The organism is Azoarcus sp. TTM-91, assembly GCF_012911025.1.
Taxonomy (GTDB): Bacteria; Pseudomonadota; Gammaproteobacteria; order Burkholderiales; family Rhodocyclaceae; genus Azoarcus.
In genome coordinates this window covers 1-13091 of the sequence record NZ_WUEI01000116.1, presented here as the reverse complement: position 1 = coordinate 13091, position 13091 = coordinate 1, and the positions used below count along the sequence as shown (strand labels likewise).

Annotated in this window: 14 protein-coding genes; 2 read left to right on the top strand and 12 right to left on the bottom strand. The window is 68.9% G+C overall.

All coding sequences use genetic code 11. The features are described 5' to 3' along the window. The 3 genes from GRF61_RS20415 to GRF61_RS20405 form a co-directional block, all read right to left on the bottom strand. A partial coding sequence (locus GRF61_RS20415) for a hypothetical protein (RefSeq protein ID WP_211166112.1) occupies positions 1-474 on the bottom strand: 474 nt, incomplete at its 3' end. A 127-nt stretch (positions 475-601) separates the two neighbouring features. Beyond that, positions 602-1747, bottom strand: coding sequence for an AI-2E family transporter (locus GRF61_RS20410; protein ID WP_169152462.1), 1146 nt, complete (start codon positions 1745-1747; stop codon positions 602-604). Further along, positions 1744-3153 carry a trypsin-like peptidase domain-containing protein gene (locus GRF61_RS20405; RefSeq protein WP_248281362.1) on the bottom strand — a complete coding sequence of 470 codons (1410 nt, stop codon included), beginning with the start codon at positions 3151-3153 and terminating at the stop codon, positions 1744-1746. Before GRF61_RS20405 ends, GRF61_RS20410 begins: the two co-directional genes overlap by 4 nt. Before the next feature lie 303 nt (positions 3154-3456). Between GRF61_RS20405 and GRF61_RS20400 the strand changes: the two genes are divergently transcribed. Both GRF61_RS20400 and GRF61_RS20395 read left to right on the top strand, forming a co-directional pair. Continuing rightward, positions 3457-3795, top strand: a complete 339-nt coding sequence (locus GRF61_RS20400) for a BON domain-containing protein (protein WP_169152461.1) — start codon at positions 3457-3459, stop codon at positions 3793-3795. Positions 3796-3933: 138 nt separating this feature from the next. Further along, the gene (locus GRF61_RS20395) at positions 3934-4107 is read left to right on the top strand and encodes a DUF1328 domain-containing protein (protein WP_133589192.1); all 174 of its coding nucleotides are present in this window, start codon (positions 3934-3936) and stop codon (positions 4105-4107) included. A 132-nt stretch (positions 4108-4239) separates the two neighbouring features. Here the strand turns inward: GRF61_RS20395 and GRF61_RS20390 are convergent, their stop codons facing one another. The 9 genes from GRF61_RS20390 to GRF61_RS20350 form a co-directional block, all read right to left on the bottom strand. Then, complete coding sequence (locus GRF61_RS20390) at positions 4240-4716, bottom strand: hypothetical protein (protein ID WP_169152460.1); 477 nt, start codon at positions 4714-4716, stop codon at positions 4240-4242. A gap of 26 nt (positions 4717-4742) precedes the next feature. Further along, on the bottom strand, positions 4743-6353 hold the full coding sequence (locus GRF61_RS20385; RefSeq protein ID WP_169152459.1) for a hypothetical protein: 1611 nt from the start codon (positions 6351-6353) through the stop codon (positions 4743-4745). A 92-nt stretch (positions 6354-6445) separates the two neighbouring features. After that, complete coding sequence (locus GRF61_RS20380) at positions 6446-7276, bottom strand: glycosyltransferase family 2 protein (protein WP_169152458.1); 831 nt, start codon at positions 7274-7276, stop codon at positions 6446-6448. 16 nt (positions 7277-7292) lie between these two features. Beyond that, positions 7293-7649, bottom strand: a complete 357-nt coding sequence (locus GRF61_RS20375) for an SMR family transporter (protein WP_133589184.1) — start codon at positions 7647-7649, stop codon at positions 7293-7295. A 4-nt stretch (positions 7650-7653) separates the two neighbouring features. After that, entirely contained in the window at positions 7654-8478 is an 825-nt protein-coding gene (locus tag GRF61_RS20370; protein WP_133589182.1) for a TIM barrel protein, read from the bottom strand. Next, positions 8475-9260 (bottom strand): NAD(P)-dependent oxidoreductase, encoded by a 786-nt coding sequence (locus GRF61_RS20365; protein WP_169152457.1) that lies wholly within the window; start codon positions 9258-9260, stop codon positions 8475-8477. The genes GRF61_RS20370 and GRF61_RS20365 overlap by 4 nt, the downstream gene beginning before the upstream one ends. Beyond that, positions 9257-10405, bottom strand: coding sequence for an FAD-dependent oxidoreductase (locus GRF61_RS20360; RefSeq protein WP_169152456.1), 1149 nt, complete (start codon positions 10403-10405; stop codon positions 9257-9259). Before GRF61_RS20360 ends, GRF61_RS20365 begins: the two co-directional genes overlap by 4 nt. Continuing rightward, positions 10402-11427 (bottom strand): glycosyltransferase, encoded by a 1026-nt coding sequence (locus tag GRF61_RS20355; RefSeq protein WP_169152455.1) that lies wholly within the window; start codon positions 11425-11427, stop codon positions 10402-10404. The genes GRF61_RS20360 and GRF61_RS20355 overlap by 4 nt, the downstream gene beginning before the upstream one ends. 138 nt (positions 11428-11565) lie before the next feature. Further along, positions 11566-13091, bottom strand: a 1526-nt coding sequence (locus GRF61_RS20350; protein ID WP_348982449.1) for an FAD-dependent oxidoreductase, incomplete at its 5' end; no start/stop codon positions are given.

Here is a 13091-nt window from a genome sequence, read left to right as displayed (position 1 = left end):
GTCTTGCGCAGGAGTGGGACGGGGCAGGGAGAAACTGCCGTCGCCCTCCCTGAGCAGGGTGAGGCGCGGGTTGTCCAGCACCGCTTCGGCCACTGTCCAGCGGCGGGCGAAGAGGCCGGACCATTCCATCTCGAGGCGGGCACCGCCGGCTTCCAGCAGGCGGTTGCCGTCCGGCTGGGTGAGCGCGATTTCATCCGCTTCGGTGCGCAGCAGGAAGGGATTGATGCGCAGCGCCCCCAGGCTCAGCGTGAGCCCCAGGCGCTGCTCCAGCAGCGGCGGCAGTTCGCGTTGCAGCAGCCAGGGCAGCAGCAGGAAGCCGGCCAGGGTGTAGAGCAGCACCAAGGCGGCCAGCGTGCCGCCCAGCCACCAGGGCCAGCGCCGCCGGCGCGCCAGCGCGCTTGCGGATGTCGCCGCCACCGGCGCGCCTTCAGTGGTGGGCTGCGGAGCCGGGCGGCGGGGCTGTGGCGTGTTCATTCCTTGCCTCCACCAGCTTCAGCGTCTGCCGGGTAAGACCGCGGCAAGAGGCATTCGGCTTCCCGGCGGCCGGGCCGCAGCTTCCGCTGCGGCTTTTCGGCGAACAAGGTGGCGACCGCCGCCGTGCTCACGCCTGCTCTCCCGCCGCGGCGCCGCCCTCCGCCGCGGCGGGCGAGCCGGCCGCTTCGTCCGCTTCCACATAGAGGGTACGCACCAGCACCATGCCGGTGGCGGCCAGCGGGGTGGCGAAAACCACGCCCAGCGCGCCCAGCAGCGCGCCCAGCAGCACCTGGGCGGCTATCGCCAGCGCCGGCGGCAGGTCCACGCTGCGCAGGTCCACCAGCGGCGACACGATGTAGTTCTCCGCCGCCTGCACGCCGAGGTAGAGCAGGCCGACGTAGAGGGCGTCGGTCGGGCTCATGGCCAGGGCCACCAGCAGGGCGGGGAAAGCGGCCAGTGCCGGGCCGATGTAGGGCACGAAGTCCAGCACGAAGGCGATCAGCCCCAGCGCCAGCGCCAGCGGCATGCCCAGCAGCCACAGGCCTATGCTCACCGACACGCCGACCACCGTCATCTTCACGAAGGTGCCGATGAGCCACCAGCGCATGGTGTGGCCGACTTCGTCCATCACCATGCTGGCGCGCTCGCGGTTGCTGCGGGGGAAGAGGGAGAGGAAGCCGCGCTGGTAGGTGCCGGGGTCGGCGGCGCCGTAGAGGCCGATGAAGACGACGATGAGGAAGCCGCCAATGGCGCCCAGCGTGGTGGAGAAGAGGCCACCGAGCTGGGTCAGCCACTCCTGGTTCTCCGGCATCATCGCTCGCAGGTTGCGCTCGTTGAGCAAGGCGCGGCCCCATTCGTAGCTGTTGATGGCGGCCAGCATCTTGTCCCAGGCCTCGCGGGTGCGCGGGCCCAGCTGTTCGAACTGGGTGGCGGCCTCGGCGCCGAGGAAGAGGCCGCCCAGCGCCAGCAGGGCGAGCAGGGCGAGCACCACCGCGACGAAGGCGGCCATGTCGGGCAGGCCGGTGGCGCGGCGCAGGGCATCGGTGAAACCGCGCAGGAAGATCGCCAGCAGCATGCCGGCGAACACCAGCAGCACCACGTCGGCGATTGCCCACATCACCAGGCCGAAACCCACCAGCAGTACCACCGCGCCCACCAACACGATGGAGCGGTCGGCGCGGCGGGCGTCGGCGGCCACGCCGGGTGCGGCCGGGCCCAGGGCGGCGGCGCGTGCACGCCGCCGGCGGGGCTGGGGCGTGGGCAGGGCGCTCAACCCACCTCCCGCGCCGTCTCCGGTACCTCCACCGCCACATACACCGCGGACTCGCCGCGGCGCACCAGCAGCGGGGCGTAGCCGCCAGGCATGGAGGCAAGCAGGCGGTCGAACTCGCGGCGGTCGCCAAAGCTGCGGCCACCGACCTTGAGGATGACGTCGCCATTGCGGATCGCGTCTTCCGCCAGTGCTGGCGGCGCCTTGTCCACCCGCAGGCCGTAGGCGATGCCGAGGCGGCTGCGCTGCTCGGCGGGCAGTTCGCTCAGGGTGAGATGCTTGTCGGCGGCTGCGGTGTGGGCGGCGGCCGGCGGTTCTGCCCGGGTCTCGCCCATGACGACGGTGAACTCCTGGCGGCGGCCTTCGCGCCATACCATGACCTTGCGCTCGCTGCCGGGTGTGGCGGCGGCGATGAGCTGGGGCAGGCGGTCCGGCCCGGCGAGGCGGCCGTCCAGGCCGATGATGACGTCGCCCGAATACAGCCCGGCCTGCTCCGCCGCGCTGCCGTTCTCCACCGTGCCCACCACCATGCCCTCGCCCTCGAAGCCGAAGGCGCGGGCCAGCTCGCGGGTGACCGGCTGGATGGTGACGCCCAGGCGGCCGCGCCGCACCGTGCCCTCGCGCTCCAGTTCGGCCGCCACTTCCAGCGCGGATTCGATGGGAATGGCGAAGGACAGGCCCATGTAGCCGCCGGTGGGGCTGAAGATCATCGAGTTGATGCCTACCACCTCGCCGCGCAGATTTATCAGCGGCCCGCCCGAGCTGCCGGGGTTCACCGCCACGTCGCTCTGGATGAAGGACACCAGGTCGCCATCGGCCAGCGCGCGTCCGGTGGCGCTGACGATGCCGGCGGTGATGGTGTTGGCGAAGCCGAAGGGGGCGCCGATGGCAGCCACCCAGGTGCCGGGCACCACCGAGGCGGAGCTGCCCAGCCGGGCTACCGGAAGGCCGTCGGCGTCGATGCGCAGCACCGCGATGTCGCTCTGCGGATCGGCGCCGATGACACGGCCGGGATACTCGCGGCGGCCGTCGGCCAGGCGCACGGTGATGGAGGTGGCGCCGGCCACCACATGGGCGTTGGTGAGGATGAGGCCGTCCGGTCGGATGATGAAGCCGGAGCCCAGCCCTTCGGAGGGTGTGTCCTGCCGCGGGGTAAAGGGTTCGACCGAGGTCGAGGTGGGCTCGCCGGGCAGGCCTTCCACTCCGGCGGCGTCCGCCGGCCGCACGCTGACGATGTTCACCACCGCCGGGCCCTGGGCGCGCATCAGCGGGCCGAAGTCGGGCATGGCGGCGCTGCGGCTGGCGGGTTGCTGGAACCAGGCGGCGAGCGTACGGGCCGGCGCGTCTCCGGTGGGGGCTTCGCCTGGCGCGCAGCCGCCGAGCGCGGCGAGCAGGGCAGCACCCGCCAACAGGCCGCCGAGTGCGGTAAGGGGTGGGCTTGGCCGTTTGGCCAGGGGCTGGAACCGGGCCGGTGCGGGGCGAGCGGCGGCGAGCGGGCGGCAAGTATTGTTTTCGCTATGGACGGACATGATCTGAACTCCGGGGACAGACCCGACCGCAGCGGTAGAGCAAGTGCCATGCCCTGTCTGGATTTCTTCCTCATCCCGTCCGGGTACGCCGTTTGCGACCTCCCAGCCGGACCGCCCGAGGGTGGCCTGAAACGCCTGCCCGCCGCTTGCCGGCGCCGTGGGCTCACACGGAGGAATGCGAAAATGAAGACCAGAAGATCCTTCCTGGGCGTGCTCGCCGCGGGTGCCGCGGCCTCGGTGCTGGCCACCGTATCCCATGCGGCCGGCGACACCCATTCCGGGGAGCGGACGACCGGAGAGTTCATAGACGACAAGACCTTGGAGGCCAAGGTGAAGTCCGCGCTGATCGGCAACGATCAGGTGAAGGCCCGCAATGTGGAGGTCGAAGTGCGCAACGGCGTCGTCCATCTGGGCGGCACGGTGGACTCCGCCGCCGAGGCCGAAGCCGCGGTGCTGGTGGCGCGCCGGGTGGAAGGCGTGAAGTCGGTGCAGAGCGCGCTGATGCCTAAACCCGCACGCTGATCGCGGGTATGCCAGCGAGCTGGAAAAGGCCGCCCGCAGGCTGTATGCCTTACCAGCCAGTGTAAGTTTTACAAAACATTTCAGTCCGCCGCCGCCCCTCTCCCGGGGCCGGCGGGCGCCTCAAGGAGTCCCCCCATCATGATCAAGTGGGCCATCATCTTCTTCGTCATCTCCCTGGTCGCCGGCCTGCTCGGCTTCACCAACATCGCCGCCGGTGCCGCCGGCATCGCCAAGGTGCTGTTCTTCATCGCGCTGGCGATCTTCCTGATCGTGCTGATCTTCGGGGTCGGCCTGGGAACGCTGGTGTTCTGAGAGGCGGGATGGCATGGCCGCGCCGCGGTCCGGCGCCGCCGCCGGCTTTCACGCTCTGCGCCGGGGCCTGCGCTCAGCGCGCTGCCGGCGGGCCGGCAATCGGGCCATTCCAGCTCGCTCTCTACCGCTCGCTCATTCCAGCTCGTCCTCGGCGTGCAGGCACAGGCTGGCGCCGGCGGTGTCGCGGCAGTCCAGGGAAGCCGGCAGGTCGGCACCCAGCAGGGCTCGCGCCGCAGCCTCATTGCCGCGATAGCGCTCGGTGGGCTGCAACAGTTCGCGGAAATCCGCCAGATCGACAACGCCGTAGTTGTGATCGGCGCAGCCGCTGCCGCCGCAGCTGTGATCCACGACCAGATAATCGCGGCCGCCGTGGGTCACGCAATGCAGCCGCAGGAAATCGTTCTCCGGCTTGAATCGCAGCACCCGCTCTTCGCCACCGCGCTCCACGCTGACGATGAAATCCTGCAGCCAGACGTCGCCCCGCACCTGCGCCGGCGTGGCGTGGACCACGCTGTCGCCGCACAGGAAGGGCGGCGTGCCGGCGGCGTGGGCCGGCGGGAGGAGACTCAGGAAGGCGGAGCAGGCAAGGAGGCTCAGGGTGGGGCGCATTCTGGGGTGTCCGGTGGCGAGCGGGATCAGCGATACCTGATGCAGTAGCCGTATTGGCAGGTCTGCTGTGGGTAGTTCTGCAGGATGAATTGATCCAGCGCCGGGAAGCGTTCGTTCATCGGGCGCCCGTCGATGCGGTAGGACCAGAAGGTGGAGGAGTAGACCAACGCCGCCGGCCGCGCGTTTGCCAGGCTCTGGATGAGTTCATCCTCGTAGGCCGCGCTGGCGTAGACCGGGTAGATGAAGCGGCTGCAGGCGGGCAGCCGGGTGAGGCCGTTGATGATGCCGTTGTTGGAGAGGTCGAAGACGCAGCCCACCTTGTTCCTGAGCAACTCGGAGGCCACCCATTGCATCGCGGGTTCGGCGCTCTGCCAGTTGCTCTGCGGGGCACGCAGGCTCCGCAGCCAGGCGTAGCTCTCCGGGTCGCCGTTTCTCTTCCAGGCGGAGAAGAGCACCAGCAGCAGGGAGAACAGGAAGGCGAGCTTGATCAGGCGTCTGATCGCGGTCCGCTGGGAGTCGAACTGATAGACGATCAGCCCAGCGATCAGGGGCAGGCAATAGGAGCGGAACTGGACGCCGATCTGCACCGCATACGCGAAGCCGAGGAAGGCGAGGCAGAGCAGCGGCGTCTTCAGCGGGAGGTTCCGGTGGTTCATGCGGATGGCCAGGATACCGGGCACCCACAGCGCGGAATGGATGTGCTGCAGATCGACGCGGTTCGTCCCTATCTTGAGGAAGAGGACGGCCAGCAGCGTGAGGCCGATGGCTTCGGCTGCGTGCAGCCCCAGCGTGCGCGCCTTCAGGTGCGAACCCCAGAACAGGCCCAGCGCCAGCAGGTTGATGAACAGGGCGAAAGCCGTCAGCGTCGCCGTCTTGTCGCTGGGGTCGTAGCGCCACTGGGCGGAAGTCTGGACCAGCACCGTCACGTTCTCGATGAGAGCCCGCGGCGAGAAAACGTCGTTCAGGTTGGCGAGGAGCACCAGGCCGGCGGCGAAGGAGAGCAGCGACAGCACGAAGCGCCTGTCCGCCCAAGCGAGATAAAGCGTGGCCGCGCCCAGCGAGACCGCGGCGGCGATGCCGCGGTCGAAGGACCAGTACAAGCCGAAGGCGGTGGAGAGGCCGAACAGGAGCTGGAGCGCGGTTCGCCAGCCGGGCCGGAGCCCGGTCGCGAGCAGGGCGTAGAAGGCGCACAGGGAAACGAGCAGGAAGAAATCCCGGTAGCCCACCGCCACGCCGCCAATCAGCATCAGGCCGAAGAGGGAGCCGCGCCGGCGGGCGGCGTCCTGGCTGGCGCCAGGGATCAGGAACAGCAGCAGGGCAGCAAGCGTTCCCAGCAGCGCATAGATGGCGAAGGTGGGAATGAAGTGATGGTCGCCGCCCCAGAGCTGCGCGCCGATGAGGCTGGGAATGAAATCCAGCGCACCATGGATGGACAGCGCGTCCACCGTTTGCGACGAGCCTTTCAGCGATTGGGCGAAGGCGAAATGCTCGCCCTGGTGGAAGGGGTCGCTGAAGGTGAAGAAACCACCGTTCAGGGAAAAATTCCCCGGGAAGTTCTGCAGGAAGGCGTTGACGGCGGCCAGCAGCAGGGCGAAGGCAGCGATAAGGCGGTTTGTTATGGTTCTTGCCGGGTTCATTTTTTGGGCTTCAGGATCGGTGCTGCTTGTTTCCGCGGACAATCCACGGCGGGCGGGCCGGCGGCGCGAATGCTGCGGCCGGCGCGGGGGCATCAGGCTTTCCCGTCGCTGGTGGGATTGAAGTGGCCCAGGCAGGCGGCCACCAGCACCTTGAAGACGGAGAGGTTGCCGCGCACGCTGGAAATCTTGGTCGGCACCTCGCCCTTCGGATAGCGCCGGATCGAGGGCAGCTCGATGCAGCGGAAGCCGAGCCGGGGGCCGCGATAGGAAAGGTAGGCCAGCAGTTCGTAAGTGAGGAAGACGTCGCGGAACGGTGCCACCCTCGGGTCCAGCAGCATGCGGCGGCTGTAGGCGCGGAAGCCCTGGGTGGTGTCGGTCCACCGGAAGCCGGAGGCCAGGCTCAGCATGGGGGCGTGGATGAAGCGGATCGCCCAGTCGCGCGAGCGCGGCGTGTTCTCCGCCACGCCGCCGGGCACGAAGCGCGAGCCCTGGACGAAGTCGTAGCCTGCCTTCAGCGCTTCGATGAAGCGCGGAATCCCCTCCGGGTCGTCCTTGTCGTTGCCATCTATGGTGACGATGCCCGCGTAGCCCTGTTGCAGCGCGAAGGCGTAGGCGCAGCGCAGCTGGGCGCTCAACTTGCCCGGCCCGGTCTTGACCAGCAGGCCCCGCACGCCTTGCGCCTGCAGCGCATCCAGGGCCAGCGAGCCGTCCTTGCTGCCGCCATCGACGATGATGATGTCGGCCATCGCCGAAATGGAGAGCGCCGCCATCCGGCGCAGGAGGTTGCGGATGCGCTCGCCCTCGTTGATCACCGGAATCACCACGCACCAGGGCTGGCTGCGGCCCGGCCACAGGGCGATGTCGAAGGCGGGTACTTCCCAGGTGGCGGATCCGGGCAGCGCTGGCGGGGTGGATGGAGTCATTTTTTCTTGCAGGAGTTCAGGCAACACGAAGGGTGATCAGGCAGACGCCGGCAATCACCAGCAGGACGCCCACCGCGGTGGTCCAGTGGAAAGGCTCGCTGAACAGCACCACGGAGAAGAGCGCCACGGTGGCCACGGCGCCGGAGGTCAGGATGGGGTGGGCGACATTGAGCGGCAGCCGGGCGAGCGCGGCCGCGTACAGCAGGAAGGCGCCGCCATAGAGGGCAAGGCCCAGCCAGAAGGGCCAGTTGCCGAGCGCCGCCAGCGGGTCGGACAGCGAGGGGAAACGGCGCGGCGGCAGCATCGCGTACTTCACCAGCACGCTGGCGGACGCGTTGGCGAGGATGCCGAGGACGAGGATGAGCCACTTCATGAGGCTAGGCTCCGGCGGCCCGGTAGGCCGCGTCGGCCAGGTCGAGGGCCCGGCCTATGGCGGAAAGATGGGGCTCGCTCTCGCTGGCCAGCATTTCGATGCAGACCACATGCTGGGGCAGGCTGGCCAGCAGCGCCGCTGCCGCGCGCTGGTGGTCGCTGCCGCCGTCGCCCAGGGTTTTCAGGCCGGGCTCGCTGGCATGTACATGCGCGACGAGGTCGCCGCAGCGCTGCACGACCTCGGCGGCATCCTCGCCGTTCATGGTGACGGCGCCGACGTCGAACTGCATGCGGATGGCGGCATGGCCGATGGCGCGCACCACCGCGGCGGTTTCCGCGCTGGTAGTCATGAAGTTGGCGCCGTAGGCAGCGGGGTTGGGCTCCAGGCAGATCACCACGCCGTGGCGGGCAGCGGCATCGCCCAGGCGGGAGAAGAAGGCGCATGCCATGTCCGTGGCTGCGCTGTCGCTCATCCCGCTGCGGTCACGGTTCTTCGGCGAGCCGAAGACCAGGTGCGTCGCGCCGAGGCCGCCGCCGATGCGGCAGACCGCCTCCAGGTGGGCAAGCATGGCGTCCTGGGTGGCGGCGGGGCCGAAGACATTGAGGCCCTGGGTGCCGAACAGCAGGGCCTGCATGCCGGTGATCTCGATCTCCTGCTCCGCCCACCACTGGCGCACGGCGTGGATCTGGGCATCGGTGGCCCGTGCGGGATCGGGAAAATACTTGCCGGGGGCGATGTCGATCGCATCCACCTTGCGCTGGCGCAGCAGCGCGGCGACCGCGCCATCTTCCTCGATGTCCCAGGCAATGTTGGAGATGGACAGCCTCATGCCGGCGCCTCCGCCTTGGGCTTGCGCGGTTCCGATTGGGCGTAGGCACGCACCGCCAGCAGCGTTTCGCGCAGGTCGTATTGGTAGCTGCCGTGGCCGCCGAACAAGGCAGCATGGCGGCTGCGCATGTCGTAGCGTGCCGGCGGGTTGCCCAGCGCCTGCTCGAAACGGCGGCCGAAGCCGCTACCGGCGATGGTGGCCACGCTCACCGGCTCCGCCGTCAGGTGCAGCAGCGAAAGCCCGGCCTGCAGGGCCGTCTGCAGGTCCTGCCAGAGGTTGACCATGGGGTAGAACTGGAAGACGCCGCGGCTATCGATGGCGTGCAGGTTGTTGTCGTTGAGGAAGTCGAAGATGACGTTCTTGCGCAGCCCGGGGCCGACCAGGCCGGGCAGGCGCACGACGAGATGGCGCTCGAAGCGGCGCTCGACGAACTGCTCCAGCAGGCGGCGATGCAGTCCGTAGGCATGCAGGCCGTCCTCGATGACCGGCGAGGCTTCATCCACCTCCAGCGGTTGCTTGAACACGTCCACGGTGCTGATCAGCACGAAGGTCTTGCACTCGATCTTGTCCAGGTGGCCGATCAGGCCGTTGATGCTGGCGAGGTCGGCTTCCGGTTCCTTGTTGGCGATCCACTTCTGCGCCGGGGCGCCGGCGCAGACCACGAGATCGAAGCTGCGTCCCCGGATCTCATGGATGTCGGTGGAGCGGTACAGGGCATCGAATGCCGCCTGCCGCAGCAAGGTGCCACCGACGAAGCCGGTATGGCCGATCAGTGCGTTCATATTGAGTGCTCCCTGGCCCGGGAGGCGGAAAGCAGCGGTTCGCTCTCCAGCTTCTCCAGGACGTCATAGATGTTGTCGATCTTGCCGCCGAGGATGGAATACGCCCCCGGCAATCCGGCGTGGCGTTCGAACAGGATGGGGCGGCCGTCGTCGCCTTCGTTTTTCTGCAGGACCGTCTTTACCTCGAACAGCGAATCCACATGGCGGGCCTGCGCCACCAGCGGCATGTAACGGGCGACGTCGCGCACCATGCGGTCCGCCCGGCTTGCCTGCCCGTAGTCCTGCATGCGGCGGTAGGGGTCCAGCCCGGGCTCGTCCTCCCACTGCAGGTGAGGCGTGTAGCGGACATGGGAGAAGGTGTGCAGCCCGCGCGCCGGGAAGGGCATCAGGGAGAAGAAGGGGCCGTCCATCACCGTTACCCCCAGGTCCTTGAACGGCGCCGGCACGTCCATCAGGGCCATCTCCGTCAGTTCGTGCTTCAGCCCGGTGCGGGTGGTGCCGAAACTGCCGCCCAGCTGGTTGAGCCCGCTGTAGGTGCAGTTGAATACACCGAATGTGTGAACCTGGTAAGCGTCTGCCCCGCCCGTCAGCGTTACCGTCAGCCCGCCCGCCGGGGCCGCGTCCACCGCGAGAGCCTGCGTTGCCAGCAGGACCTCGACGCCGCTTTCCCGCAGTTCCCGCTCCGCCCAGGCACGCAATACGCAGGCATCGAAGGCGTACTCCTCGACCAGGTAGGTGCGCTCGATGAAGTGCGGGTTGAAAAGACTGGCCAGGGTGGCGGGGGCCGCCTCGATGCGGGCGCCGATGTCGCGGCAGAAACGCTCGAACTGGCGGCTCGTCACCTTGGAGTTGCGTCGGGCGATGGCATACAGCTTGGTGAAGTCGGTACGTACCGCCGCCGGCCAGTCGCTGACGAAGCGCGGCAGGTTCACCCGGCTGCGGTAAGCGGTGGTGAAACTGCGCGGGTAGTGATAGCCGTTATGGACACGAGCCTGGTTGTGATACGAGGCGCGCGTCAGCAGGGCCTGCCCACGCTCGACCAGCAGCACCCTCCCGAAGCCGCGGCTGCGTGCCAGGTAGACCGCAATCGCGGCGCCGTAGAATCCACCACCGACGACGACGGCGTCGAACGCCTGCAGGGTCACGCCGGGCGTCCCGCAGCGCCGAAGACGACGCGCCCGCGCTCGGCGGAAGCGTCCTCCACGTTGAGCTTTTCCTGCCGCGTCAGCCGGGCGCTGGTGAACTCCTGGGCGACGTGATACGGCGGCCCTTCGGTGGACAGGCTGGCCATGTGCAGGATGTACTCGCCCAGCACCAGCAGCACCAGGGAGATCAGCAGGAACATGCCTGACTGCTGCAGCGACAGGCTCACCCAGCCGGCCGCCACATTGGGATTGAGCAGCGCCACCGCCAGCACGTAGATGGAATAGAGCACGTTGGCGACCGCGCCGAACAGGGATAGCCCCATGACCAGCCGCATCGGCGCCCGGGTGGTGGACACCAGCAGCCGTGTTCCCCTGCCTATGCTCTCGCCCAGGGGCTTGGCCGCGGTGGCGCGCGGCGGCGCGCTGTAACGCAGGTTCACCCGCGCAAAGCCGCCGGTGGCCGGCAGATGGCGATAGGTGATGGAGGGCTGGGGGTGCTGCAGGATGAAATTGATCACCCGCTTGCTCAGTACCCGGTACTGCGGCGCCTCGTTGGCAAGGTGGATACCGTTGAAGAATTTGTACAGACGGTTGAAGACGGAGTAGGCCAGCGTATAGGCCAGGGACTGTCGCGGCCGCTGCTCGTTGGTGGCGAAGACGACGTCGGCGCCGGAGACGGCCTTGTCCAGCATCTGCGGCAGGAAGGCGATGTCATCGGCGAGCGGGTCGATGACGGCGACGAAATCGCCCAGCGCGTTTTCCAGACCGACCCAGGAGGCGGTGTCGGCATCCACTTCCTTCGTCAGCGCGTACACCTGCAGGTTCGGCAGCCCGTTCTCGCTGGTCAGCCGCTTCAGCTCGGCCACGCTACCGTCGGTGGATGCGTTGTCTACGACGATGATCTCGTGGTCGCCCACCAGGGGGGAGATGCTGCCCACCGCCGCCGAGAGCATTTCCTCGAGCCGTGCCTCCTGATTGCGGACGACCAGCACGACTGAGAGAAATACCGGAAAAAACGCCATTGCACGCCACCTTTGACTGCCACGATTTGTATCTGCTTTGTGACAGATTCTACCGCAGCGCGGCGGGGTTCCTGTGGGGCGATGGCAGGCGTGGTGGGCGCTCGAGGCGGCTTCCGGCGGATGCGGCGCCGCCCTGCCTCAATGCAGCTTCACCTTCGGCTGGGAGCGTTTGCTCAGCCATTGGCCCAGGGTGACGAAGGCGGTGCGCAGGCCGCCGAGCAGCACCGAGAGGTGTTTGCGGTAGAGCACCCAGTAGCCGAGGCGGGCGGAGCGGCCGTGGAGATGGAGGCGGCCGGTGGGGGCTTCGACGTTGCCGATGGCCTTGTCGCGGCCCAGGGAGATGAGGTTGCCGCGTTCCTGGTAGTGGAATTCGAGCAGCGACTTGTCAGCGACGTGGCGCTGCAGCGAGCGCGCCAGCAATTCGGCCTGCTGCTGGGCGGCCTGGGCCTTGGGCGGCACCGGCGGGGCGTCCGGGTCAGGCTGGCAGGCGGCGCAGTCGCCGAGGGCGAAGATGTTGGCGTCGCGGGTGGTCTGCAGCGTGGGGTGGACGACCAGCTGTCGGCGCCGGTTGGTCTCCAGCCCGTCCAGGCCCTCCAGCACTTCCGGGCCCTGCACGCCGGCGGCCCACACGGTGAGGTCGGCGGGGATGCGCTCGCCGCCCTTCAGCATCACGCAATCTGCCCGCACCTCGGCGACGCGGGCGCCGGGGCGGATGTCCACCCCGCGGCCGCGCAGGTCGTCGCCGGCCTTGGCGGCGATATCGTCCGGCAAGGCGGCGAGCAGCTTGTCGCCGGCCTCGAGCAGGGCGATCTGCAGCGGCAGGCGCAGCTCGCGCAGCTGCATGCCGTAGGAGGCGATCTCGTCGGCCGCGCCAGCGAGCTCGGCTGCCAGCTCCACGCCGGTGGCGCCGCCGCCGACGATGGCGATGCGCACCGCCTCGCCGGTGCTCATCTCGGCGCGGGCGCACAGGGCGAGGAGACGGCGGTGGAAGCGCTGGGCTTCTTCCATGCTGTTGAGCGACAGGCTGTGAGCGCGCACACCGGGGGTGCCGAAGTCGTTGTCGATGGCGCCGATGGCGATCACCAGGGTGTCGTAGGCCAGCGGCCGGCGCGGGGCCACCTCCATGCCTGCTTCGTCCACCAGCGGGGCGAGCCAGATCTGCTTGGCTTCCCTGTCCACCGTTTCCAGGCGGCCGAGGTGGAAGCGGAAGTGGTGGCGGCGGGCTTGCTGCAGGAAGTTGAGCTCGTTTTCCTGCGGCCCCAGGGTGCCGGCGGCCACCTCGTGCAGCAGCGGCTTCCACATGTGGGTGAGCACCGCGTCCACCAGCACGATCTCCGCCTTGCCGTGGCGGCCGGCGTCGTCGCCCAGGCGGGCGGCCAGCTCCAGCCCGCCGGCGCCGCCGCCGACGATGACGATGCGGTGGCGGCGTTCGGCGGCTTCGCGGGAGGCGAGGTCGGCGGCGCTGCTGCTGCGGCGGGGGGCTTCCTCCGGCATCGCGCCGGTGCCGCCGGGTTCACCGGCGAAGCGGGTCTGCAGCAGGCTCCAGCCAGCCGGGCCGGCGAGCGCGCGGGGTAGTAGCGGGAGCGGTGGCAGCGAGGCTGGGCCGAAGGTATCCAGGATGGCGGGGGCGAGGCGGTAAGGCAGGCTTGGGGGCGGCATGGTCG

Excerpts from the sequence above, each read along its gene's own strand:
- GRF61_RS20400 (WP_169152461.1), top strand. The coding sequence starts at position 3,457 with ATGAAGACCAGAAGATCCTTCCTGGGCGTGCTCGCCGCGGGTGCCGCG.
- GRF61_RS20395 (WP_133589192.1), top strand. The coding sequence starts at position 3,934 with ATGATCAAGTGGGCCATCATCTTCTTCGTCATCTCCCTGGTCGCCGGC.
- GRF61_RS20390 (WP_169152460.1), bottom strand. The coding sequence starts at position 4,716 with ATGCGCCCCACCCTGAGCCTCCTTGCCTGCTCCGCCTTCCTGAGTCTC.
- GRF61_RS20385 (WP_169152459.1), bottom strand. The coding sequence starts at position 6,353 with ATGAACCCGGCAAGAACCATAACAAACCGCCTTATCGCTGCCTTCGCC.
- GRF61_RS20380 (WP_169152458.1), bottom strand. The coding sequence starts at position 7,276 with ATGACTCCATCCACCCCGCCAGCGCTGCCCGGATCCGCCACCTGGGAA.
- GRF61_RS20375 (WP_133589184.1), bottom strand. The coding sequence starts at position 7,649 with ATGAAGTGGCTCATCCTCGTCCTCGGCATCCTCGCCAACGCGTCCGCC.
- GRF61_RS20370 (WP_133589182.1), bottom strand. The coding sequence starts at position 8,478 with ATGAGGCTGTCCATCTCCAACATTGCCTGGGACATCGAGGAAGATGGC.
- GRF61_RS20365 (WP_169152457.1), bottom strand. The coding sequence starts at position 9,260 with ATGAACGCACTGATCGGCCATACCGGCTTCGTCGGTGGCACCTTGCTG.
- GRF61_RS20355 (WP_169152455.1), bottom strand. The coding sequence starts at position 11,427 with ATGGCGTTTTTTCCGGTATTTCTCTCAGTCGTGCTGGTCGTCCGCAAT.